22 protein-coding genes and 1 tRNA gene are annotated in these 21,011 nt (G+C 63.9%); 5 read left to right on the plus strand and 18 right to left on the minus strand.

Going from position 1 to position 21,011, the window contains the following annotated elements; translation table 11 throughout:
• Positions 1 to 5 precede the first annotated feature (5 nt).
• Positions 6 to 578, plus strand: a complete 573-nt coding sequence (locus EL335_RS07420) for a DUF2062 domain-containing protein (protein WP_126445543.1) — start codon at positions 6 to 8, stop codon at positions 576 to 578.
• Here the strand turns inward: EL335_RS07420 and lolD are convergent.
• Positions 522 to 1,226 (minus strand): lipoprotein-releasing ABC transporter ATP-binding protein LolD, encoded by a 705-nt coding sequence (gene lolD, locus EL335_RS07425; RefSeq protein ID WP_126445545.1) that lies wholly within the window; start codon positions 1,224 to 1,226, stop codon positions 522 to 524. The two genes, EL335_RS07420 and lolD, sit on opposite strands and share 57 nt — an antisense overlap.
• The gene (locus tag EL335_RS07430) at positions 1,219 to 2,469 is read right to left on the minus strand and encodes a lipoprotein-releasing ABC transporter permease subunit (RefSeq protein WP_126445547.1); all 1,251 of its coding nucleotides are present in this window, start codon (positions 2,467 to 2,469) and stop codon (positions 1,219 to 1,221) included. The genes lolD and EL335_RS07430 overlap by 8 nt, the downstream gene beginning before the upstream one ends.
• Before the next feature lie 328 nt (positions 2,470 to 2,797).
• Here EL335_RS07430 and EL335_RS07435 point away from each other — a divergent pair, with 328 nt between their 5' ends.
• Genes EL335_RS07435 through EL335_RS07445 form a run of 3 tightly spaced genes read left to right on the plus strand, consistent with a single transcriptional unit; the run spans position 2,798 to position 5,780 of the window.
• A complete protein-coding gene (locus EL335_RS07435; protein ID WP_126445549.1) occupies positions 2,798 to 3,772 on the plus strand; it encodes a hypothetical protein in 975 nt (324 codons plus the stop codon).
• Entirely contained in the window at positions 3,769 to 5,460 is a 1,692-nt protein-coding gene (gene recJ / locus EL335_RS07440; protein ID WP_126445551.1) for a single-stranded-DNA-specific exonuclease RecJ, read from the plus strand. Before EL335_RS07435 ends, recJ begins: the two co-directional genes overlap by 4 nt.
• Before the next feature lie 38 nt (positions 5,461 to 5,498).
• A complete protein-coding gene (locus EL335_RS07445) occupies positions 5,499 to 5,780 on the plus strand; it encodes a segregation and condensation protein A (protein ID WP_126445553.1) in 282 nt (93 codons plus the stop codon).
• Between the two features lie 57 nt (positions 5,781 to 5,837).
• Here EL335_RS07445 and EL335_RS07450 read toward each other — a convergent pair whose 3' ends face one another.
• Complete coding sequence (locus tag EL335_RS07450; protein WP_126445555.1) at positions 5,838 to 6,185, minus strand: hypothetical protein; 348 nt, start codon at positions 6,183 to 6,185, stop codon at positions 5,838 to 5,840.
• Between the two features lie 54 nt (positions 6,186 to 6,239).
• A tRNA-Asn gene (locus EL335_RS07455) sits at positions 6,240 to 6,315 on the minus strand.
• A 131-nt stretch (positions 6,316 to 6,446) separates the two neighbouring features.
• Between EL335_RS07455 and dksA the strand changes: the two genes are divergently transcribed.
• Positions 6,447 to 6,872, plus strand: coding sequence for an RNA polymerase-binding protein DksA (gene dksA / locus EL335_RS07460; protein ID WP_126445557.1), 426 nt, complete (start codon positions 6,447 to 6,449; stop codon positions 6,870 to 6,872).
• 176 nt (positions 6,873 to 7,048) lie between these two features.
• Here dksA and pnp read toward each other — a convergent pair whose 3' ends face one another.
• From pnp to EL335_RS07530, 14 genes are all read right to left on the minus strand, one after another.
• Positions 7,049 to 9,166 (minus strand): polyribonucleotide nucleotidyltransferase, encoded by a 2,118-nt coding sequence (gene pnp, locus EL335_RS07465; RefSeq protein ID WP_126445559.1) that lies wholly within the window; start codon positions 9,164 to 9,166, stop codon positions 7,049 to 7,051.
• Between the two features lie 13 nt (positions 9,167 to 9,179).
• On the minus strand, positions 9,180 to 9,449 hold the full coding sequence (gene rpsO / locus EL335_RS07470; protein ID WP_126445561.1) for a 30S ribosomal protein S15: 270 nt from the start codon (positions 9,447 to 9,449) through the stop codon (positions 9,180 to 9,182).
• A gap of 316 nt (positions 9,450 to 9,765) precedes the next feature.
• Complete coding sequence (gene truB / locus EL335_RS07475; protein WP_126445563.1) at positions 9,766 to 10,668, minus strand: tRNA pseudouridine(55) synthase TruB; 903 nt, start codon at positions 10,666 to 10,668, stop codon at positions 9,766 to 9,768.
• A complete protein-coding gene (rbfA, locus tag EL335_RS07480; RefSeq protein ID WP_126445565.1) occupies positions 10,661 to 11,062 on the minus strand; it encodes a 30S ribosome-binding factor RbfA in 402 nt (133 codons plus the stop codon). The genes truB and rbfA overlap by 8 nt, the downstream gene beginning before the upstream one ends.
• Before the next feature lie 9 nt (positions 11,063 to 11,071).
• A complete protein-coding gene (infB, locus tag EL335_RS07485; protein WP_284155283.1) occupies positions 11,072 to 13,642 on the minus strand; it encodes a translation initiation factor IF-2 in 2,571 nt (856 codons plus the stop codon).
• Positions 13,643 to 13,651: 9 nt separating this feature from the next.
• Entirely contained in the window at positions 13,652 to 15,136 is a 1,485-nt protein-coding gene (gene nusA / locus EL335_RS07490) for a transcription termination factor NusA (protein WP_126445567.1), read from the minus strand.
• 24 nt (positions 15,137 to 15,160) lie between these two features.
• A complete protein-coding gene (gene rimP, locus EL335_RS07495; RefSeq protein WP_126445569.1) occupies positions 15,161 to 15,640 on the minus strand; it encodes a ribosome maturation factor RimP in 480 nt (159 codons plus the stop codon).
• 130 nt (positions 15,641 to 15,770) lie between these two features.
• Positions 15,771 to 16,631, minus strand: coding sequence for a 23S rRNA pseudouridine(2605) synthase RluB (gene rluB / locus EL335_RS07500; protein WP_284155495.1), 861 nt, complete (start codon positions 16,629 to 16,631; stop codon positions 15,771 to 15,773).
• Complete coding sequence (gene scpB, locus EL335_RS14485) at positions 16,525 to 17,202, minus strand: SMC-Scp complex subunit ScpB (protein ID WP_126445573.1); 678 nt, start codon at positions 17,200 to 17,202, stop codon at positions 16,525 to 16,527. The genes rluB and scpB overlap by 107 nt, the downstream gene beginning before the upstream one ends.
• Positions 17,183 to 18,028, minus strand: a complete 846-nt coding sequence (locus tag EL335_RS07510; RefSeq protein ID WP_126445575.1) for a segregation and condensation protein A — start codon at positions 18,026 to 18,028, stop codon at positions 17,183 to 17,185. The genes scpB and EL335_RS07510 overlap by 20 nt, the downstream gene beginning before the upstream one ends.
• A complete protein-coding gene (locus EL335_RS07515; RefSeq protein ID WP_284155284.1) occupies positions 18,025 to 18,507 on the minus strand; it encodes a thioesterase family protein in 483 nt (160 codons plus the stop codon). The genes EL335_RS07510 and EL335_RS07515 overlap by 4 nt, the downstream gene beginning before the upstream one ends.
• The gene (locus tag EL335_RS07520) at positions 18,504 to 19,706 is read right to left on the minus strand and encodes a tryptophan--tRNA ligase (RefSeq protein WP_126445577.1); all 1,203 of its coding nucleotides are present in this window, start codon (positions 19,704 to 19,706) and stop codon (positions 18,504 to 18,506) included. Before EL335_RS07520 ends, EL335_RS07515 begins: the two co-directional genes overlap by 4 nt.
• Before the next feature lie 3 nt (positions 19,707 to 19,709).
• Positions 19,710 to 20,357: a site-2 protease family protein gene (locus tag EL335_RS07525; RefSeq protein ID WP_126445579.1), complete on the minus strand. Its 648-nt coding sequence runs from the start codon at positions 20,355 to 20,357 to the stop codon at positions 19,710 to 19,712.
• A 20-nt stretch (positions 20,358 to 20,377) separates the two neighbouring features.
• Positions 20,378 to 21,010, minus strand: coding sequence for an L-threonylcarbamoyladenylate synthase (locus tag EL335_RS07530; RefSeq protein WP_126445581.1), 633 nt, complete (start codon positions 21,008 to 21,010; stop codon positions 20,378 to 20,380).
• Between the last annotated feature and the right edge of the window lies 1 nt (position 21,011).

Here is a 21,011-nt window from a genome sequence, read left to right on the forward strand (position 1 = left end):
ACTCCATGAAGCACTGGCTGCGCAAGCACATGCCGGATGCCGCGGCGGTGAAGGAAAACCGCTGGCTGTACCCGTTCCGCAATACGCTGCTGCACCCGCGGTTATGGCACTTAAACCGCCATTCCGCCGCCGGCGCGGTCGCCGCTGGGCTGTTCTGCGGCCTGATTCCCGGGCCGTTCCAGATGCTCGGCGCGGCTGTCTGCGCCGTGATCTTTCGCATCAACCTGCCGCTGGCACTCCTGACCACGCTCTACACCAATCCGCTCACGATCGTGCCGCTCTACATCGTCGCCTTCGCGCTCGGCGAGGAAATGTTCTCGCTGCTGGGCCATCCGCGACGTGCGTTCGTCGCCCCGCCGGACTTCGGCGACCCGGGCAGCGAGACGCTGATCAGCTGGGTCGGCGCGCTGATCGACTGGATGATCCAGCTCGGTGCGCCGCTGGCGGTCGGCCTCGTCCTGCTCGCCACGCTGCTCGCGCTCATTGGCTATTTCGGCGTGCGCATCGGTTGGCGCATCTGGCTAGTGCGCGCCTGGCGCCGGCGAAGAAAGCGGCGCAAGGCGTCCATCGCGCAGTAACAACTGGCGCTGGCAGGCTGAGGCCAGCGTCATATCGTGCGTGACGATGACGAGGCTGGTGCCATGCGCGGCATTCAGGCGCAACATCAACGCGAACACCTCGTCGGCGGTATGGCGATCGAGATTGCCGGTCGGCTCGTCGGCCAGCACGCAAGCCGGCTGCGTCACCAGCGCGCGCGCGAGCGCCGCGCGCTGACGCTCGCCGCCGGAAAGCTCGCCCGGCCGATGCGTAAGCCTGGCCCCCAGCCCCACCTCGGCGAGGATCCCGGCTGCCTGCCGCTCGGCTTGCGTCTTCGCCATGCGCCGGATCAGCAAGGGCATCGCGACGTTCTCCAGCGCGGTGAATTCCGCCAGCAGATGGTGGAACTGATAGACGAAGCCGAGTGATTCGTTTCTCAGCCGGCCCCGTTCGGACTCCGCTACCGTGGCGAGATCGCGGCCCATCAGATGCACGGAACCGGAGGTCGGTGTGTCGAGCCCGCCCAACAGATGCAGCAGCGTGCTCTTGCCCGAGCCGGAAGCGCCCACGATCGCCACCGTCTCGCCGCGCTCGACGGCGAGCTCCACGCCCGTCAGCACGCGTACCTCCTCCGCGCCTTGGCGGAACACCTTGGTCAAGCCTGCGCAGGAGAGCACCGCCTCACTCATAGCGCAGCGCCTCGGCAGGGTTGACGCGCGCAGCGCGCCAGCTCGGATAGAGGGTGGCCAGCACGGTGAGAGCGAACGACGTGGCGCTGATGATGCCGACATCCGACCAATGCAGATCGGAGGGCAGATCGGAGATGTAATAGACATCCTTGGCGAGGAACTGGATACCCAGCAGCCGCTCGAGGAAGGGCACGACGGTTTCGACATTGAGCGCGAGCGCGACCCCGCCGGCCACCCCCAACAGCAGGCCGATCGCGCCGATCAAGGTGCCCTGGATGACGAAGATCGCCATGACGCTGCCGGGGCTGGCGCCCAGCGTGCGCAAAATCGCGATGTCGGCACGCTTGTCCTGCACGGTCATCACCAAAGTGGAGACGATGTTGAAGGCCGCCACCGCGACGATCAACAGCAGGATCAGGAACATCATGTTCTTCTCGATCTGCACCGCGCGGAAGAAATTGGCGTGGCTTTTCGTCCAGTCGACGAGCCGCAAGCCCGGCGGCAGGCTCTCCGCCAGCTCGCGCACCACCTGCGGCGCCGCGAACAAGTCATCGAGCTTCAGACGCACGCCGGAGACGGCATCATTCATCTGGTAGAGCTTCTGCGCATCTTCGAGATGCAGCAGGGCAAGACCGCTATCGTATTCGAACATGCCAACCTCGAAGATGCCGACGACGGTGAATTGCTTCATGCGCGGCAGCACCGCAGCGGGCGTCACCATGCCCTGTGGCGCGATCAGCGTCACCTTGTCGCCGGGATAGGCGCGCAGCGCATAGGCGATCTCGCTGCCGAGCACGATGCCGAATTCGCCCGGTTGCAGAGCCTCCAGCCGGCCGGCCTTCATGTGGCGCGCAAAATCGGCCACCTTCTCCTCTTCGCCCGGCAAAATGCCGCGTACCACCACCCCTTTCACCTGCCCGGCGAGCGACAGCATCGCCTGCTGCTGGACATAAGGCGCGGCGGCGAGGACACGACGATGCCCGCCGACCTTCTCGACGATGGCTGGCCAGCCAGCAAGCTCTCCCTCGTCGCCCATCACCTGCACGTGTGAAGCGACGCCGAGGATGCGCGTTCTGAGCTCCTTCTGGAAGCCATTCATCACCGACAGCACGACGATCAGCGCCGCCACGCCCAAGCCGAGGCCGAGCATGGAAATCAGCGAGATGAAGGAGATGAAGCGGTTGCCGCCGCCCGGCTTTCTTGCCGCCGTATAGCGCAGCCCGATGAGGGTTTCGAAGGTCATTAGCGTGAAATATGATCAGCCATGCCCTCGACGTTCGCCACTCGACCGGCAATCAACGATCGCGGCGATAGCCGCGCACAAAGTCTCCCCGCCGTAGGGGTAGGCCTTGTGCCTACACGTCGTCTCGCCCATAGGGCGGGCACAAGACCCACACATAGGGCGGGCACAAAACCCACACATAGGGCGGGCACAAAACCCACACATAGGGCGGGCACAAGACCCGCCCCTACAGGGCGTGGGTGGGTGTTTATTTTTGCGCAAGGGTATTTCATCCTCTGCGGGTGGGTGTTGCGATCATGCGCGTTAGAGCGGCATGTTAACATGCCTCATGCACCTGACTTTGCTGGTCTTTGGCCTACTGCTGCCGGAGGCGATCCTCGAACCTACCGTTTACGATCTGCATGCGCCGGCGCTGTCGAAATTGCTCGGCCGCGGCAGGAGGCGCACATTGCCGGACGATGCCCTGGCACACCTGTTCGGCCTCGATTCTCTGCCTGCTGCCGCATTGCGCAGACTCGGCGCCGGCAAAGCGGCACCCGACGAATGGCTCTGCCTCGATCCGGTGCGCTGGCAGGTCGGCGCGCGCGGCGTAACCCTCGACGATCCGGCGCGGCTGGCGCTGAACGAGGAGGAAAGCGCGGCGCTGCTCGAAGCCGTCCAGCCGCTCTTTGCCGACTGGGGGGAGCTTTCCGCCTCTGCGCCCGGCCATTGGGAACTGCATTTGACTCGGCCGCTTTCGCTGCAGACGGTGCCGCTGCCCGCCGCGATCCATCAGCCGATCGACCCGGACCTGCCCGGCGGCAACGATGGCCTGACCTGGCGGCGGCGCATCGCCGAGGCGCAGACGATCCTCTTCGCCCATCCGGTCAACCGTCGGCGCGAGGAGGCCAACCTGCCGACGGCCAACAGCCTGTGGCCATGGGGACAAGGCCGGCTGCCGGAATCGCCGCCCACCGGCTTCTCGGCCGTCTGCAGCGACGATCCCGTGGTCATTGGCCTCTGTCGGCATGCGGGCATCGCCCGTCGGCAGGTGCCCGAACGCTTCGATCCGGGCGAAGGAAACATACTCGTCACGCTCGATAGCCTTGCTCATCCGGCGCGCAGCCTCGATGCCCTGCGCTGGCGCGAGGCGCTTACGAGGCTCGAACGCGACTGGCTGGCGCCCGCCCTCGAGTACTGTGCGGAGCTGATCGTGATCGGCACCCGTCTTACGCAGGCGCCGGCAGCGGTAGCCTATGAATGGCGGCGGCGCGACCACTGGCGCTTGTGGCGCAGCTTGCCCGCCTTGACGGAGCTGAAATGACGCGCATCACGATCCGCCCCGTCCCGCAACGTGCCCGGCTGATGTTGGAGCAGTCGGGCGTACATCCGCTACTGGCACGCCTTTACGCCGCGCGCGGCATCACTACCAGCGACGAGCTCGACATTCGGCTGGCGGCGCTCACGCCGCCCGACAGCATGAAAGGGATCGACGCTGCTGCCAGGCTGCTTTCCGACGCCATCACAAAGGGCAAAAAGATCCTCATCGTCGCCGACTATGACTGCGATGGCGCCACCGCCTGTGCGGTGGGCATGCGCGCCTTGCGGGCGATGGGTGGCACGGTCGATTACCTGGTGCCCAACCGCTTCGAGACCGGCTATGGCCTCTCCCCCGAAGTCGCACGGCTGGCCGCGGCGCGGCGTCCCGATGTGCTCGTCACGGTCGACAATGGCATCGCCAGCGTCGAAGGCATAGCCGAGGCGAAGCGCCTGGGCATGACGGTGATCGTCACCGACCATCATCTGCCAGGCCCCGAACTGCCCGCCGCCGACGCGATCGTCGATCCAAACCAGCCGGGCTGCCCTTTCCCGAGCAAGGCGATGGCCGGCGTCGGCGTGATGTTCTACGTGATGCTGGCGCTGCGTGCGGAACTCAGACGGCGCGGCAGTTTCAATGCACGACGGGAACCCATTCTCGCCGAGCTGCTCGACCTCGTCGCGCTCGGCACGGTCGCCGACGTGGTGCCGCTCGACCGCAACAACCGCATCCTCGTCGCTCAAGGCCTCGCGCGCATCCGCCAGCGTCGCATGACGCTGGGCATCGCCGCGCTGCTCTCGGTCGCCGGACGCGATCCGGGGCGCGCCGGCAGCTTCGATCTCGGTTTTTCCGTCGGGCCGCGCCTGAATGCCGCGGGACGGCTCGCCGACATGAGCCTCGGCATCGAATGCCTCATCACCGATGATCCGGGCCGGGCGCTCAACATCGCGCAGGAACTCGATGCGATCAACCACGAGCGCCGCACCATCGAGGCCGACATGCACGATGACGCCGCGCTGCAGCTCGAAGACCTCGACGTCGCCCAGCGCGCCAGCATCATCCTGTTCGATCCGAGCTGGCACCAGGGTGTGATCGGCATCCTCGCCGGCCGCATCAAGGAAAGACTGCACCGGCCGACCTTCGTCTTCGCGCGAGGAGAGGATGGCGAGCTGAAAGGCTCGGGGCGCTCGATCGCCGGATTGCATCTGCGCGACGCGCTCGACCTCGTCGCCAAGCAGCGCCCCGGCCTGCTGTTGCGTTTCGGCGGTCATGCCGCCGCCGCCGGGCTGACGCTCAAAGAGAACGATCTGCCCGAATTCGAGACACTGTTCGAACGGGTGGCGCGCGCCTGGCTGTCGCCAGCGGCGCTGGCACGCACGCTGGAAACCGATGGTGCGCTCGAAGCCGCCTATTACGGCCTGCCGACCGCGCGTCTGCTGCAGGATGCCGTCTGGGGTCAGGCGTTTCCAGCCCCCCTGTTCGCCGACGAGTTCGAAGTCGTCCAGCAACGGCTGCTCAAGGACAAGCACCTGAAGCTGATGCTCAAGAAAGGTCCCATACGCCTCGATGGTATCCGCTTCAATCATGCCGAAGGAGCCCCCGACCGCATCCGCGCCGCCTTCCGCCTCGACATCAACGAATGGCAAGGCGAAGCGAGCGTAAAGCTGGTGTTCGAACATTTCGAACCCGCATAACGGGTAATATCGAGCGACCACCCCAAACGGAGATCACGATGGAAAACGAAGGCCTCTCGAAGGAACAACGCATCCTGCGCGTGCTGCGCAAGGTGCTCGGCAACATCGTCAAGGACACCGCGCCGCGTCCCGGCCGGCCGAACCCGCTGCAGGAGAGCACGATCGAAGACATTCGCGGCCTGTTCGCGCTGATCGCCGAACGCGAACGGGAGCTGGCCAACGAAGCCGGCATGACGGCGAAGGAGCGGCCTTATTTCAGCGACGAGCCGCAGAACACGCACACACTCAAGCTGCACCGACCAGCGAAGAAACTCAACTGAAAATCTGCGCTGGCGGGAAATGGGACGTCCCGCCGGGCGCCGACCCGCTTCGAATGGTCAGCGCGCCGCGCTCGCTTGGTCGATCAATTCGGCCAGCTGTCGGCGTTCGGCGACATCGAGCCGATCGATGTTCTTTCTCCAGCGGTAGGTCGAATAATTCGCCCGCACATACTCCCATCCGAGCGGCCCATAGGCATCGACACTGGCCTTGAGTTTCGGGACGGCCTCGACCACTCGTCTGAATTGCACCCAGCTCAAATGCTGGAGACGTCGCTCCAGAGTGCTGCTGTCACTGATGCCGTCACCCTCGGCGAGAAGCGGCGTCTGCCGCCCCTCCGTAGGAAAAGCCGCAACCGCCCAGCTCGCACCGAGCAGGAACACAGCGGCGAAACGGGTCAATGACATGACGGCATCCGGAAATGAAAAGGCCCAACACACCGTGCTGGGCCTCAGGCATTCTGGCTCCCCGACCTGGGCTCGAACCAGGGACCTACGGATTAACAGTCCGGCGCTCTACCGACTGAGCTATCGGGGAATTGCGAGCCGCGAATGATAGGGACTTCCGCAATCCACGTCAACGGCAATGAGGAGAATTTGCACGAAGACTTGCGAGCAGTCACGGTTTCATTGTTAAACTTCGCGCTTTGCCGACCGGAACAATCCAAGATGGCCGAAGAAACTCTGCACAAGCAATTCCCCCCCTATACTCCCAAAAAGGGCGAGGAATACATGAATCCCAAACAGCTCGCCCACTTCAAGATGATCCTCGAATCCCTGAAGGCCGAGCTGCTGGACGACATTGAAAAAACCGTGCATACGATGCAGGACGAGGCAACGGTGTTCGCCGACCCGAACGACCGTGCCAGTCAGGAATCGGACATCGCACTCGAACTACGCAATCGCGATCGCGAACGCAAGCTGATCAAGAAGATCGACGAATCCCTCGCGCGCATCGAAAGCGGCGAGTATGGCTACTGCGAAGCCTGTGGCGTGGAAATCGGCATCAAGCGTCTCGAAGCCCGCCCCACCGCCACCCTGTGCATCGACTGCAAGGAAATCGAGGAGCGCCGGGAAAAACAAATGGCCAAGTGATCGACCCCAAGTGATCGACCGTTTTTTCCCAGCATCGGGTCAATGGAAGGTGACGACCACTGAGTTTGCCTGACCAAACCCATGGCTTTGGTGGTGCGAAACAAGCGGAATACTTCGCCGGATTCAGCAACGAAAAAGGACGCCGAGGCGTCCTTTTTCACGGGTAGAAGGCGTTATTACTGGGGGGCAGCAGGCGTCTCGCCGCTGTTTTCCGGCTGGAGCGCCTTCATCGACAGGCGCACGCGGCCCTTGTCGTCCATCTCGATCACCTTCACGCGCACGGTCTGGCCTTCCTTGAGGTAATCGGAAACGGCATTGACCCGCTCGTTGGCGATCTGCGAGATGTGCAGCAGGCCATCCTTGCCGGGCAGGATCTGGACGATCGCGCCGAAATCAAGCAGGCGCAATACGGTACCTTCATAGACCTTGCCGACTTCGACATCGGCGGTGATGTCTTCGATGCGCTTCTTCGCCACCTGAGCGGCATCGGCATTCACCGACGAAATGGTGACGGTGCCATCGTCCTCGATGTCGATGGTGCAGCCGGTTTCCTCGGTGAGCGCCCGGATCGTGGCGCCACCCTTGCCGATCACGTCGCGGATCTTTTCCGGATTGATCTTCATCGTGATCATGCGCGGCGCATAGCTGGAGACTTCCTGGCGCGGACTGGCCATCGCCGCTTCCATGATCCCGAGGATATGCAGACGGGCCTCCTTGGCCTGCGCCAGCGCCACCTGCATGATCTCCTTGGTGATGCCCTGGATCTTGATGTCCATCTGCAGCGCGGTCACACCGGTGCGCGTACCCGCCACCTTGAAGTCCATGTCGCCAAGGTGATCCTCGTCGCCGAGGATGTCGGTGAGCACGGCGAAGCGGTTGCCCTCTTTGATCAGACCCATCGCGATGCCAGCGACATGAGCCTTCAAGGGCACGCCGGCATCCATCAGCGACAGCGAGCCGCCGCAGACCGAGGCCATCGAAGAGGAGCCGTTCGATTCGGTGATCTCGGAGACGACACGCATCGAGTAACCGAATTCCTCGGCGGAGGGCAGCACAGCGACCAGCGCACGCTTGGCCAGTCGGCCGTGGCCGATTTCGCGGCGCTTCGGGCTGCCGATGCGGCCGGTCTCGCCGGTGGCGAATGGCGGCATGTTGTAGTGGAGCATGAAGCGCTCGCGGTATTCGCCGTGCAGCGCATCGATGATCTGCTCGTCGCGGGTGGTGCCGAGCGTGGCGATCACCAGCGCCTGGGTCTCGCCACGGGTAAACAGCACCGAGCCATGAGTGCGCGGCAGCACGCCGGTGCGGATCGTGATCGGCCTCACGGTGCGCGTGTCGCGGCCGTCGATGCGCGGCTCGCCGTTGAGGATCTGCGAGCGGACGATCTTCGCTTCGAGTTCGAAGATCAGGTTACCGACGGTGATCGGATCGGGGGCGCCTTCTCCGCTGCACAGCGCCTCGATCACGCGGTTGGAGATTTCGCGGCAGCGCTGGGTGCGCGCCTGCTTGCTGGTAATGCGATAGGCCTCTCGCAGATCGGCTTCGGCCAGCTGGGCGACCTTGGTGATCAGGGCCTCGTCCTTGGCCGGCGGCTGCCAGTTCCATTCCGGCTTGCCGGCGACCTCGACGAGTTCGTTGATCGCCTGGATGGCGACTTGCATCTGCTCATGGCCGAACACCACGGCACCGAGCATCACGTCTTCCGGCAGCTGTTGCGCTTCGGATTCGACCATCAGCACGGCGCTCTGCGTGCCGGCGACGACCAGATCGAGCTGACTGTCGAAGAGCTGGGTGCGGGTCGGGTTCAGCACATACTGGCCGTCGATGTAGCCGACGCGCGCGGCGCCGATCGGACCGTTGAACGGGATGCCGGAAATGGCCAGCGCAGCGGAAGCGGCGAGCATCGCCGGGATGTCCGGATCGACTTCGGGGTTCGAGGACAGCACATGGACGATGACCTGCACTTCGTTGTAGAAGCCATCCGGGAACAACGGCCGCAGCGGCCGGTCGATCAGCCGCGAGGTGAGCGTTTCCTTCTCGGAGGGGCGGCCTTCGCGCTTGAAGAAGCCACCGGGGATGCGCCCGGCGGCATAGACTTTCTCGACGTAATCGACGGTGAGCGGGAAGAAATCCTGCCCCGGTTTGGCCTCGTCCTTGGCGACGACGGTGGCGAGGACGACGGTGTCATCGACATTCACCACCACGGCGCCAGTGGCCTGGCGGGCGATTTCACCGGTTTCCAGCGTGACGGTATGGGCGCCGTAGGTGAAGCTTTTCTTGATCGGTGTGAGCACTGGGAATGTTCCTTTACTTGCGCAGGCCGAGACGTTCGATCAGCACACGATAGCTGTCGGCATTCTTGCGCTTCAGGTAATCGAGCAATTTGCGGCGCTGGCTCACCATCTTGAGCAGACCGCGGCGGGAATGGTGATCCTTGACGTGGGTCTTGAAATGGGCGGTCAGGTCGTTGATGCGCGCGGTGAGCAATGCGACTTGCACTTCGGGAGAGCCGGTATCACCCTGGGCGCGCTGGAATTCGCTGACGATCTTTGCCTTGTCGGCAGTGGAAATGGCCATGTTTTATCTCTCAAACACTGGGTTGAAAAAACGGCTGCGGCCCCGGTTTGATAGAGCTTGACAGCCGCACACTGAAAAGTAGCGAGGGTCGGATTATCCCAGATCGTCCATTGGAACGCGAGCGGGTTTCGAAGGCGAGGGCGAGCAGGTTTGCGTCACCGCGACGAGCCAATAACAGTGTCTATTGGCGAGGAGCGGGGGCGCAAAGATGCCGCCCGCAGCTAGAAAACCGCCGCGTAGGGCGTTGAAATGATCGTATCGGATGTTCATGACGAATCAGCCCGCTCTCAATGGACAATCTGGGATTATATACGGATCAGCCGCTTGCGATCAGACGTTGCGGCTTGAGCCAACCATCGGCCAGGAGCACGCCTGTACCGATGAATCCTTGTGGCGCGACGAGACGATAGCGTTGCCCAACCTCCCCCAGCCAGCGCACCGTCTGACCATGCAGCAGGCGCGCTGCCTCGGTGGCCGTCAAAGTGGCGGGGGGTAGATCGATGAGCAGGGCATCGACCGGCAACAACAGGCGATCGCGTGCGTCATCAGGCAAACCTTCGATGGCATCGAGGGTTACCGCCGTGGCGATGTCGAGCGCTCCGACGCGCGTGCGCCGCAACGCAGCCAGATGCGCCCCACAACCGAGCGCGGTGCCGATATCGGCGGCCAGCGTCCGGATGTAGGTGCCCTTGCTGCACGTCACCTCGATCTCGCAACGGTCGCTCAGCCAATCGAGCAGGCGCAGGGTATGGATGGTCACGCGGCGAGCGGCGCGCTCGACCTCGACACCTTGACGGGCGAGTTCGTAAAGCGGCCTGCCATCGCGCTTCAATGCCGAATACATCGGCGGCACCTGCTTGATCTCGCCCGTGAAACGCTGCAGCACGGCCATCACCTGTGCCTTATCGACCATCACCGGCCGGCTGGCGAGCACTTCGCCCTCGGCATCGGCCGTGCTGGTGACGATGCCCAAACGCACCGTCGCCCGGTAGGTTTTGTCGGCATCGAGCAAGCTGCCGGCGAACTTGGTGGCTTCGCCGAAACAGAGCGGCAAGAGACCTGTCGCCAGCGGGTCGAGGGTGCCGGTATGGCCGGCTTTTTCGGCATTGAACAGCCGACGCGCCCTTTGTAACGCGTCATTGGAGCTCAGGCCGGCCGGCTTGTCGAGCAGCAATACGCCATCGACATGCCGGCGCGGGGCACGTCGCGGCTTACTCACCCTTGGGCTCGTCCTTGCGTTCTGCCTCGATCACTTCGTCGATGAGGTGCGCCAGGCGTGCGCCGCGTTCGACCGAGGCATCGAAGACGAAGTCGAGCTCGGGAATGTGATGGATGTGTAGGCGCCGGCCGAGCTCGCGGCGCAAAAAGCCCGCCGCATTGGCAAGCCCGCGCGCGATTTCATTGGCATGCTCGCCGCCAGCCAGCGAGGTGTAATACACCTTGGCATGCGCGTAATCGGGCGTGACCTCGACGGCAGTGAGGGTGATGAGCGGCAACCATTGCGCGACGCGGGGGTCTTTGACCTGGCGCAGCAGTTCGACGAGATCGCGATGGATCTGCTCCGCCACGCGCTCGCCGCGCGAAAAACCGTGAGAAGAGTGCCGTCCCGCCATCGCCGACTCTTACAGGCTACGGGCAACTTCCTGGACTTCGAAGATTTCGAGCTGGTCGCCTTCCTTGATGTCGTTGAAGTTCTTCAGGCTCAGCCCGCACTCGAAACCTTCCTTGACCTCACGCACGTCGTCCTTGAAGCGCTTGAGCGAATCGAGCTCGCCGGTGTGGATGACGACGTTGTCGCGCAACACACGCACCTGGGCGCCGCGCCGCACCACGCCCGAGAGCACCATGCAGCCGGCCACCGTGCCGACCTTCGAGATGCGGAACACTTGGCGAATCTCGACCAGGCCGATCACGTTCTCGCGCCTCTCGGGCGTCAGCATGCCGGAGAGCGCGGCCTTCACGTCATCGACGGCATCGTAGATGATGTTGTAGTAGCGGATGTCGATGCCGAAGTTTTCCGCCGCCTTGCGCGCGCCGGCATCGGCACGGGTGTTGAAGCCGATGATCACGGCCTTCGAAGCCTGGGCGAGATTGACGTCGGATTCGGTGATGCCGCCCACCGCCGCATGGATGACGTTCACCTTGACCTCGTCGGTCGACAGCTTGGTCAGGGCATGGGTGAGCGCCTCCTGCGAACCCTGCACGTCGGCCTTGATGATCAACGGCAGCACCTTGACCTCGCCCTCGCCCATCTGTTCGAACAGGTTTTCGAGCTTCGCGGCCTGCTGCTTGGCCAAGCGCACGTCACGGAACTTGCCTTGGCGGAACAGCGCGATTTCGCGCGCCTTCTTCTCGTCGAGGAGCACCACCGCCTCATCGCCGGCCGCCGGCACGTCGGAAAGACCCTGGACCTCGACCGGAATCGACGGTCCGGCCTCTTCGACCGGCTGGCCATTCTCGTCGAGCATCGCCCGGACGCGGCCCCAGACCTGGCCGACCAGCAGCACGTCGCCGCGGCGCAGGGTGCCGGACTGCACCAGCACCGTCGCCACAGGGCCCTTACCCTTGTCGAGACGCGCCTCGATGACGATGCCCTTGGCGGGCACGTCGCGCGGTGCCTTCAACTCGAGCACCTCCGCCTGCAGCAGCACGTTTTCCAGGAGATCATCGATACCCTGGCCGGTCTTCGCGGAAACCGGTACGAAGGGCGAGTCACCGCCGTATTCCTCGGGCACGACGCCCTCGGCGACCAACTCCTGCTTGACGCGTTCGGGATTGGCCTCGGGCTTGTCGATCTTGTTGATCGCCACGACCAGCGGCACGCCGGCCGCCTTGGCATGATGTATCGCCTCTTTGGTTTGCGGCATCACGCCGTCGTCCGCCGCGACCACCAAAATGACGATGTCGGTTGCCTTGGCACCGCGCGCGCGCATCGCCGTGAACGCCGCGTGGCCTGGGGTGTCGAGGAAAGTAACCATGCCGCGCGGCGTCTCGACGTGGTAGGCACCGATGTGCTGGGTGATGCCGCCCGCCTCGCCAGCCGCCACCTTGGTGCGGCGGATGTAGTCGAGCAGCGAAGTCTTGCCGTGGTCGACGTGCCCCATCACCGTGACCACCGGCGCACGTGGCAGCGCCGGCGCATCCTTGTGTCGAGCCTGCGCTTCGTCGAGGAAGGCATCGGGATCGTCGAGCTTCGCGGCGACCGCCTTGTGCCCCATCTCCTCGACGACGATCATCGCGGTTTCCTGGTCGAGATGCTGGTTGATGGTCACCATCATGCCCATCTTCATCAGCACCTTGATGACCTCGGTAGCCTTGACGGCCATCTTGTGAGCGAGATCGGCCACCGAAATCGTTTCCGGCACGTGCACCTCGCGCACCACCTGCTCGACGGGCTGCGGTGCAGCACGTTCCTCTTCGTGATGGCGATTGTGGCGCCCCTTTGGTCCGCCACGCCAACCTGCCGTGCCACCACCGCTATCGCCACGCATCTTGATGCCGCGCCGGCTGCGCTCATCCTCGCCCTTCGCGATCGCCTTGACCTCACCCTTCTTCTCGGCCTTCTTTTCGCCTTTCCGTTCCTCACCGGCCTTGGCGGCAGGCTTGTGCAGGGTGCCGGAAACACCGGCCGCGCCAGCCTCCGGCGCCGGCTCGGCGCTCTTCGCCTCGGCCTGGGCCGCAAGCTGCGTAAGACGCGCCAGACTTTCCTCGCGCGCGCGGGCTTCCCGCTCCTGTTTTTCCTTGAGCTCCGCAGCCTGGATCGCGGCGAGCTCGGCCTGACGCTTGGCCTCGGCCTCGCGCATCCTGGCCTGCTCTTCATCGATGACCGGTTGAGTCGCGACGGGCGGCTTGACGACGACCTCGGGCGCTGGTACTTCCGGGGGCATCTCGATGTCGCGCTTGACGAAGGTGCGCTTCTTGCGCACTTCGACCTGGACGGTGCGCGCTTTGCCGGTCGCATCGGTGGCCTTGATCTCGGTGGTCTGCTTGCGCGTCAGCGTGATCTTCGCCTTCGGCGCGGTCTCGCCATGCGCACGGCGCAGGAATTCGAGCAGCCGAGCCTTGTCCTGCTCGGTCAGGGTATCGGTGCTCGATTGCTTGACGACGCCCGCCTTGGCCAGCTGCTCGATCAGGGCCATCGGCGGAATCTTCAGTTCGGCGGCGAACTGGGCAACACTCATCTGGGCTGACATGGGCCCTCCTTACTTCGTTTCATCGGCGAACCAGTGCGCGCGCGCGACGGTGATGAGGGATTTGGCGCGCGCTTCGTCGATGCCGGCCATTTCCATCAATTCATCGACCGCCAGATCGGCGAGCTCATCGCGGGTGTGGATACCTTGCCTGGACAGTCGGGCGGCCAGCTGCTTGTCCATGCCTTCGAGCTCGAGAAGATCGGCGGAGACTTTCTCCAGCTCCTCCTCGTTGGCGATCGCCTCGGTGAGCAGCACGTTGCGGGCGCGCTCGCGCAACTCATTGACCGTCGCCTCGTCGAAGGCCTCGATTTCGAGCATTTCCGCGAGCGGCACATAGGCCACTTCCTCGAGCGTGGAGAAACCTTCCTGCACCAGGATGTCGGCCACGTCCTGATCGACATCGAGCTTGTCCATGAAAAGCTGGCGGATGCTGGCGGTTTCCTGCTCCTGCTTCTCTTGGGATTCCTCGACGGTCATCAGATTGATCGTCCAGCCGGTCAGTTCGGAAGCCAGCCGCACGTTCTGCCCGCCACGGCCGATGGCGATCGCCAGGTTGTCCTCGTCGACCACCACGTCCATGCTGTGCTTTTCTTCGTCGACGACGATCGAGCGGACTTCCGCAGGTGCCAAAGCGCCGATCACGAACTGGGCCGGATCGGGCGACCAGAGCACGATATCGACACGCTCGCCGGCAAGCTCGTTGGTCACCGCGGTGACGCGCGAACCGCGCATGCCGACGCAGGTGCCGATCGGATCGATGCGTGGATCATTCGATTTCACGGCGATCTTGGCGCGCACGCCGGGATCGCGTGCGGCCGATTTGATCTCGATCAGTCCATCCTCGATCTCGGGCACTTCGAGCTCGAAGAGCTTCATGATGAACTGCGGCGCGGTGCGCGAGAGAATCAGCTGCGGCCCGCGCGCATTGCGGTCGATCTTCATCAGCCAGGCACGCACCCGGTCACCGGGACGCAGGTTCTCTTTCGGAATCATCTGATCGCGCGGCAGCAGCGCCTCGATGCGACCGGCCTCGATGATCGCATTGCCACGCTCCATACGCTTGACGGTGCCGGTGACGATGTGTTCCTTGCGTTCGAGGAAATCGTTGAGGATCTGCTCGCGTTCGGCATCGCGGATCTTCTGCAGGATCACCTGCTTGGCGGTCTGCGCGCCGATGCGGCCGAAATCGACGGCATCGAGCTGTTCCTCGATGTAATCGCCGATCTGCACGTCCGGATCGTCCTGGCGCGCTTCGGAGAGACCGATCTGCTGGGCGGGGATCTCCACTTCGTCGTCGTCCAGCACCAGCCAGCGCCGATAGGCGGTGTAATCGCCGGTAGCGCGGTCGATCTCGACGCGCACGTCGGCTTCGTCGTGGATGCGCTTCTTCGTCGCCGAGGCGAGCGCCTGTTCGAGAGCGGAAAACACCAGCTCCTTGTCGACGTTCTTTTCGCGTGCCAGCGCATCGACCAGCAACAGCAGCTCACGACTCATTTCGATCTCCTGTAAAACGAATTCTCAAAACTTCGGCACCAGACGGGCTTTTTCGATGTTGTCGAAAGCGAACTCGCGCTCGCCACCCGCGACGGCAAGACGCAGACCGTGCTGGCCAACACCGAGGATCGTGCCGGAGAAATTGCGTTGCAACGGCCCTGCGGCTCCCGCCGCGCCAGCGGCCGCGACGCGCAGCTTGACCTGGACTTCCTGGCCAACGAAACGCGCGAAATCCGCTGGCTTCTTGAGCAGCCGGTCGAGTCCCGGCGAGGACACCTCGAGCCGGTCGTAATCGACATTTTCGACTTCGAACAGCCGGGTCAGATGATTGCTCACCGTGGCGCAGTCATCGACCGTCACACCGCTCATCGGGCTGCCGGGATCACCTGCCGGACGATCGATGAAGACGCGCAACAGACGCGCGCGCGGGCTCGTCTCGAAATCCACGAGCTCGTAACCCAGTCCGACGACCGCCTGTTCGACCAAACCTGCCAGATCCGCCATGTTTTCCCACGCTACAAATAAAAAATGGGCGGACCGCCCATTCTTCTTCTCGCCACCCCGACTTCGCGACCACAACCAAGGGTGTTTACTGAAAGCGCTGATTATACAAGTCGCTGCACGGCAAAGCAATTCATGCGTCGGATTTGACCTTCAGAACGTCGAGCAAAGCCTTCACCTCGTCCGGCGCCAATTCGCGGCACTGACCGCGTTTGAGGTTGGCCGGCAGGACGATCGGCCCGTAGCGCACCCGCATCAGCCGGCTCACCGTCACCCCGGCGGCGGCGAACATGCGCCGCACTTCCCGATTACGCCCCTCTTCGAGCGTCACCCGGTACCAACGGTTGGCACCCTCGCCACCGGCGGGTTGCAGGCGAATGAAACGCGCCATGCCGTCTTCGAGCTCGATGCCCTCGGTGAGTTTCTTCAGGAGAGCCTCGTCCAGATCGCCCAGCACACGTACCGCATATTCGCGCTCCAACCGGTAACGCGGGTGCATCAGGCGGTTGGCGAGCGCCCCGTCGGTGGTAAACAGCAAAAGACCGCAGGAATTGAAGTCGAGCCGGCCGATGGCGATCCAGCGGCCGCCGCGCAGGCGCGGCAGAGCATTGAAGACCGACGGACGCCCTTGCGGGTCGTCGCGCGAGACGATTTCGCCTTCCGGCTTGTGGTAGAGCAGCACACGAGGCAGGCGCGCGGCGAAACGGAGATTGATCAGCCGGCCGCCGACCTTGACCTTGTCGCCAGGCGCGATGCGCTGGCCGAGGTGCGCCGGCTCGCCATTGACCTGGACGCGCCCGGCGGCGATCCATGCCTCGATCTCGCGGCGCGAGGCGAGTCCAGCATCGGCGAGCGCCTTTTGCAGTTTGACGCTCGTCGCCGCGGCTTCAGGCTTCGCCTGCCGCGACGACCTGGCCGCCGAAGCCGTTTTCGTCGGCGGCCGGAAAGGCGTCGTCTTGCGCCGGGGCCGAGGCGCCGTGGAGCGCGGTGTCAGGGCTTTCCGGGCTCTCCCGGGTTTCGTGGTGGTTGGCATCGATCATCCGTTCGATCTCGGCGAGCGGAGGCAGTTCCGCAAGACTGCGCAGGCCGAGGTCATCGAGAAATTTGCGGGTGGTGGCATACAGCGCCGGTCGCCCAGGCGCGTCGCGGTGACCGACGACATCGACCCAGCCGCGACCTTCCAGGGTCTTGAGGACATTCGGCGAGACGGCGACGCCGCGAATCTCCTCGATGTCGCCGCGCGTCACCGGCTGACGATAGGCGATGATCGCCAGCGTTTCCATCACGGCGCGCGAGTAGCGTGGTGGCCGCTCGTTCTTGAGGCGATCGAGGAACAGCTGGTACTCCGGCCGCGTCTGGAAACGCCAGCCGGAGGCGAGCTGCACCAGTTCGACGCCGCGGCCATGCCAGTCGCGCCTCAAGTCGTCGAGCAGCGCACGCCAGGTATCGTCGTCGAACTCTTCGTCGAAAAGCTTTTTCAGCTCCGCCAACGGCAGCGGTTCGGGGGCCGCGAGCAGCGCCGTCTCGAGCACCTTCTTGTAGTCTTCAGGCTTGTAGAGCTGCATCGTTTTTCATTTTCACATAAATCGGCGCGAGTGCCTCGCTTTGGGTGATCTCGATCAGACTCTCGCGTGCCAGCTCGAGGATCGCCAGAAAGCTGACGATCATGCCAGCCATCCCCGCCTGTGCGGCCGTCGCAGCGAACAGCTCTTCGAACATCACATACCCTCGCCCCTGCAAGTGGCGCAGCACGACACTCATCGTCTCGCGCACCGAAAGCTCCTCGCGCTGCACGCGGTGATGCTGTTTGACGCGGGCACGTTGCATCAGCGTAAGCCATACCGCGAGCAGGTCATTGAGGTTCACTTCAGGCGCACGCGCGGCAACTTTTTCCGCCACCCAGACGCTCGCCCATTCGTAGTCGCGATGCACCTGGGGCAGCGCGTCGAGACGCGCGGCGGCAAGCTTGATGCGCTCGTATTCCATCAGCCGACGCACCAGCTCCGCGCGCGGATCATCGGGTTCGCCGCTTTCGGTCTTCGTCGGCCGCGGCAGCAGCATGCGCGACTTGATCTCGAGCAGCATCGCCGCCATCAGCAGGTAATCCGCCGCCAATTCGAGGTTGCTGCGCCGCATTGCCTCGACATAGGCCAGATACTGCGCGGTGAGCGGCGCCATCGGAATGTCGAGGATGTTCACGTTGGCCTTGCGGATCAGATAAAGCAAGAGGTCGAGCGGGCCTTCGAAGGCATCGAGGAACACCTCCAGCGCATCCGGCGGGATGTAGAGGTCGCGCGGCAGCTCCGGCAATGGCTCGCCGTAGAGTTTCGGCACGTGCGCTTGGGCACCGGGTGCCGTGCCAGCAGCGCCGACTTGCGCCGTTTCCGTCATGACACCGTGTAGGCCGCGGTACCCACCGCGATCAGCTCGCTGCGGTCGTTGAACATTTCCATGCGCGCCACCGCGACCTTGTTACCGGTACGCAATGGATAGCCGCGGGCCAGGAACCGTGCGCCGTCGCCGGGGCGCAGGTAATCGACGCGCAAATCGATGGTGCCGATACGCGCGAAGCGTTCCAGCACTTCTTCGACCGGCTTGCCTTTGAGCTTCTGCTGCACGCCGAGGAACGCGACCAGTCCGCCGGTGACGTCGAGCACCGCGGAGATCACGCCGCCGTGCAGGATGTTGCGCACGTAGTTGCCGACCAGCTCGGGGCGCATCGCGAAGGAGAGCTCTGGACGATCGTGGTGCAGCGACAGCACGTCGATGCCGAGGATGCGATTGAATGGCATGCGCTCGACGAAGCTGTCGCGAATGATCGCCAACAGCCGCGCCTCTTCGGCCACGGCAATGTCCGCCTCGCGCTTCACGAGTAGTCCAATCCCATCGCTTCGCGCACGTCGCGCATGGTCTCCTGCGCGAGCTTGCGGGCCTTCTCGCAGCCGTCGGCGATGATGCCCCTCACCAGCTGCGGATCTTCCTCGTAACGCCGCGCGCGTTCGCGCATCGGCTCCTGCTCCTTGAGCACGCCCTCGATCACCGGCTGCTTGCATTCGAGGCAACCGATGCCGGCAGAACGACAGCCCTCGCGCACCCAGGCTTTCACTTCGTCGTTCGAATAGATTTGGTGGAACTGCCAGACCGGGCATTTTTCCGGATCGCCCGGATCCGAGCGACGCACGCGCGCCGGATCGGTCTGCATGGTGCGAATCTTCTTGCGGATCGACTCCTCGTCTTCTCTGAGCGCGATCGTGTTGCCGTAGGACTTCGACATCTTTTGTCCGTCCAGCCCGGGCATCCGCGATGCCTGGGTGAGCAGCGCCGTCGGTTCGACGAGGATCATCTTGCCGCTGCCTTCGAGATAGCCAAACAGACGTTCGCGGTCGCCATGCGACAGGCTCTGCGCTTCCTCGAGGATCGCATGGGCCTGTTCGAGCGCGTCTTCGTCGCCTTTCTCCTGAAAACGCACGCGCAGCTCTTCATAGAGCCGGGCGCGTTTGCCACCGAGCTTCTTCACCGCCACTTTCGCCTTTTCCTCGAAGCCGGGTTCGCGGCCGTAGAGATGATTGAAGCGGCGGGCGATCTCGCGCGCGAATTCCAGGTGCGGCACCTGATCCTCGCCGACCGGTACCTTGTCGGCCCGATAGATCAGAATGTCGGCGGCTTGCAGGAGCGGATAGCCGAGGAAGCCATAGGTCGTGAGATCTTTGTGGGTGAGCTTCTCCTGCTGATCTTTGTAGGTCGGCACGCGCTCGAGCCAGGACAGCGGCGTCATCATGGAGAGGAGCAGATGCAATTCGGCATGTTCCGGTACGCGCGACTGGATGAAGATCGTCGCCTGTGCCGGATCGACACCCGCCGCCAGCCAGTCGATCACCATGTCCCAGGCGTTCTGGGCGATGCCGCTCGGCTCGTCATAGGCGGTCGTCAGCGCGTGCCAGTCGGCGACGAAGAACAGACAGGGAAACTCGTGCTGGAGCTTGATCCAGTTGGCCAGCACGCCGTGATAGTGCCCCAGATGCAGGCGGCCGGTGGGACGCATCCCGGAAAGGACTCTTGCGACGAACATGATTTACAGGGCAAACAGATTTTTGATGAAAAAAAGGAAAGCGCGCATCAGCGGCGTCAGGATCAGGTCGAGCCCGCCGAGGAACAACAGCACGAGCAGGATCGTGAAGCCGAAGCGTTCGAGCTGCGCGAAACGCCACGCCAGCCGATGCGGCAACAGGCTCACCGCGATGCGTCCGCCGTCGAGCGGCGGAATCGGCAAGAGATTCAGTAGCATCAGCACCGCATTGACGTTGATGCCGGCGCGCGCCATCTCGGCGAGCGGCAGGCTGTAGGCATTCTCGGGCATCACTACCGCCAGCTTCAGCACCAACGCCCAGGCGAGCGCCATCGCCAGATTCGCGCCGGGTCCCGCGGCGGCCACCCAGAGCATGTCCTGCTTCGGATGCCGCAAGCGGCCGAAATCCACCGGCACCGGCTTGGCCCAGCCGAACAGGAACTGACCCTTGCTGAAAAAAAGCAATAGCGCCGGCACCAGCAAGGTGCCGACCGGATCGACGTGTTTGACGGGATTGAGGGTGATGCGGCCGAGCAGCCAGGCGGTGGGATCGCCGAAATGGCGCGCCACGTAACCGTGGGCGGCCTCGTGCAGCGTGATGGCGAAAATCACCGGGATGGCGTGGATCGCCAGGGCTTGGATCAAATTTTCCATGGCCGGGATTGTAAACGACGCTAATCGCCCGCAAGCCCGAAGGGGCCGAGCGGCCCCTTGCCGGCACGAATCAACGTGATCTCGCCGCCGACGAGCTCGATCACCGTCGTCATGCCGCTGCCGCAGGGCCCGGCGTCGATGATCAGATCGACGACTGGGTCAAGCCGCGCGCGGATCTCCTCAGGATCGGTAAGTGGCTCATTCTCGCCGGCCAGAATCAGCGTCGAACAGAGAATCGGTTCGTCCAGGGCGGAAAGCAGCGCGCGCGTCACCGGATGGTCGGGCACGCGCAGGCCGATGGTCTTCTTCTTCGGATGCAGCACGCGGCGTGGCAATTCCTTCGTGCCTTCGAGGATGAAGGTGTAGGGCCCGGGCGTGGCGGCCTTGAGCAGCCGATATTGGGCGTTATCGACGCGCGCATAGGTGGCGATCTCGGACAGATCGCGGCACATCAGCGTGAAATGATGGCGCTCATCGACGCCTCTGATGCGCCGGATGCGTTCGATGAGCGCAGCATCGCCGAGGTGCCCGCCCAGTGCATAGGCGGAATCGGTGGGGAAGACCGCCAGAGCGCCTTTGCGGATGAGCTCCGCGGCGCGGTCGATCAGGCGCGGCTGCGGGTTCTTCGGATGAACCGCGAAACATTCCGCCAAT

This window comes from Sulfuricystis multivorans, assembly GCF_003966565.1.
In the GTDB taxonomy this organism is placed as follows: domain Bacteria; phylum Pseudomonadota; class Gammaproteobacteria; order Burkholderiales; family Rhodocyclaceae; genus Sulfuricystis; species Sulfuricystis multivorans.

Bases quoted from the DNA above. Each gene is read 5' to 3' on its own strand.
- EL335_RS07420 (WP_126445543.1), top strand. From the start codon at position 6: ATGAAGCACTGGCTGCGCAAGCACATGCCGGATGCCGCGGCGGTGAAG.
- rbfA (WP_126445565.1), bottom strand. From the start codon at position 11,062: ATGGCGGGACGGCACTCTTCTCACGGTTTTTCGCGCGGCGAGCGCGTG.
- EL335_RS07520 (WP_126445577.1), bottom strand. From the start codon at position 19,706: ATGTTCGTCGCAAGAGTCCTTTCCGGGATGCGTCCCACCGGCCGCCTG.
- EL335_RS07510 (WP_126445575.1), bottom strand. From the start codon at position 18,028: ATGACGGAAACGGCGCAAGTCGGCGCTGCTGGCACGGCACCCGGTGCC.
- rimP (WP_126445569.1), bottom strand. From the start codon at position 15,640: ATGGCGGATCTGGCAGGTTTGGTCGAACAGGCGGTCGTCGGACTGGGT.
- scpB (WP_126445573.1), bottom strand. From the start codon at position 17,202: ATGCAGCTCTACAAGCCTGAAGACTACAAGAAGGTGCTCGAGACGGCG.
- nusA (WP_126445567.1), bottom strand. From the start codon at position 15,136: ATGAGTCGTGAGCTGCTGTTGCTGGTCGATGCGCTGGCACGCGAAAAG.
- EL335_RS07450 (WP_126445555.1), bottom strand. From the start codon at position 6,185: ATGTCATTGACCCGTTTCGCCGCTGTGTTCCTGCTCGGTGCGAGCTGG.
- dksA (WP_126445557.1), top strand. From the start codon at position 6,447: ATGGCCGAAGAAACTCTGCACAAGCAATTCCCCCCCTATACTCCCAAA.
- lolD (WP_126445545.1), bottom strand. From the start codon at position 1,226: ATGAGTGAGGCGGTGCTCTCCTGCGCAGGCTTGACCAAGGTGTTCCGC.
- recJ (WP_126445551.1), top strand. From the start codon at position 3,769: ATGACGCGCATCACGATCCGCCCCGTCCCGCAACGTGCCCGGCTGATG.
- rpsO (WP_126445561.1), bottom strand. From the start codon at position 9,449: ATGGCCATTTCCACTGCCGACAAGGCAAAGATCGTCAGCGAATTCCAG.
- EL335_RS07445 (WP_126445553.1), top strand. From the start codon at position 5,499: ATGGAAAACGAAGGCCTCTCGAAGGAACAACGCATCCTGCGCGTGCTG.
- EL335_RS07525 (WP_126445579.1), bottom strand. From the start codon at position 20,357: ATGGAAAATTTGATCCAAGCCCTGGCGATCCACGCCATCCCGGTGATT.
- EL335_RS07435 (WP_126445549.1), top strand. From the start codon at position 2,798: ATGCACCTGACTTTGCTGGTCTTTGGCCTACTGCTGCCGGAGGCGATC.
- EL335_RS07430 (WP_126445547.1), bottom strand. From the start codon at position 2,469: ATGACCTTCGAAACCCTCATCGGGCTGCGCTATACGGCGGCAAGAAAG.
- infB (WP_284155283.1), bottom strand. From the start codon at position 13,642: ATGTCAGCCCAGATGAGTGTTGCCCAGTTCGCCGCCGAACTGAAGATT.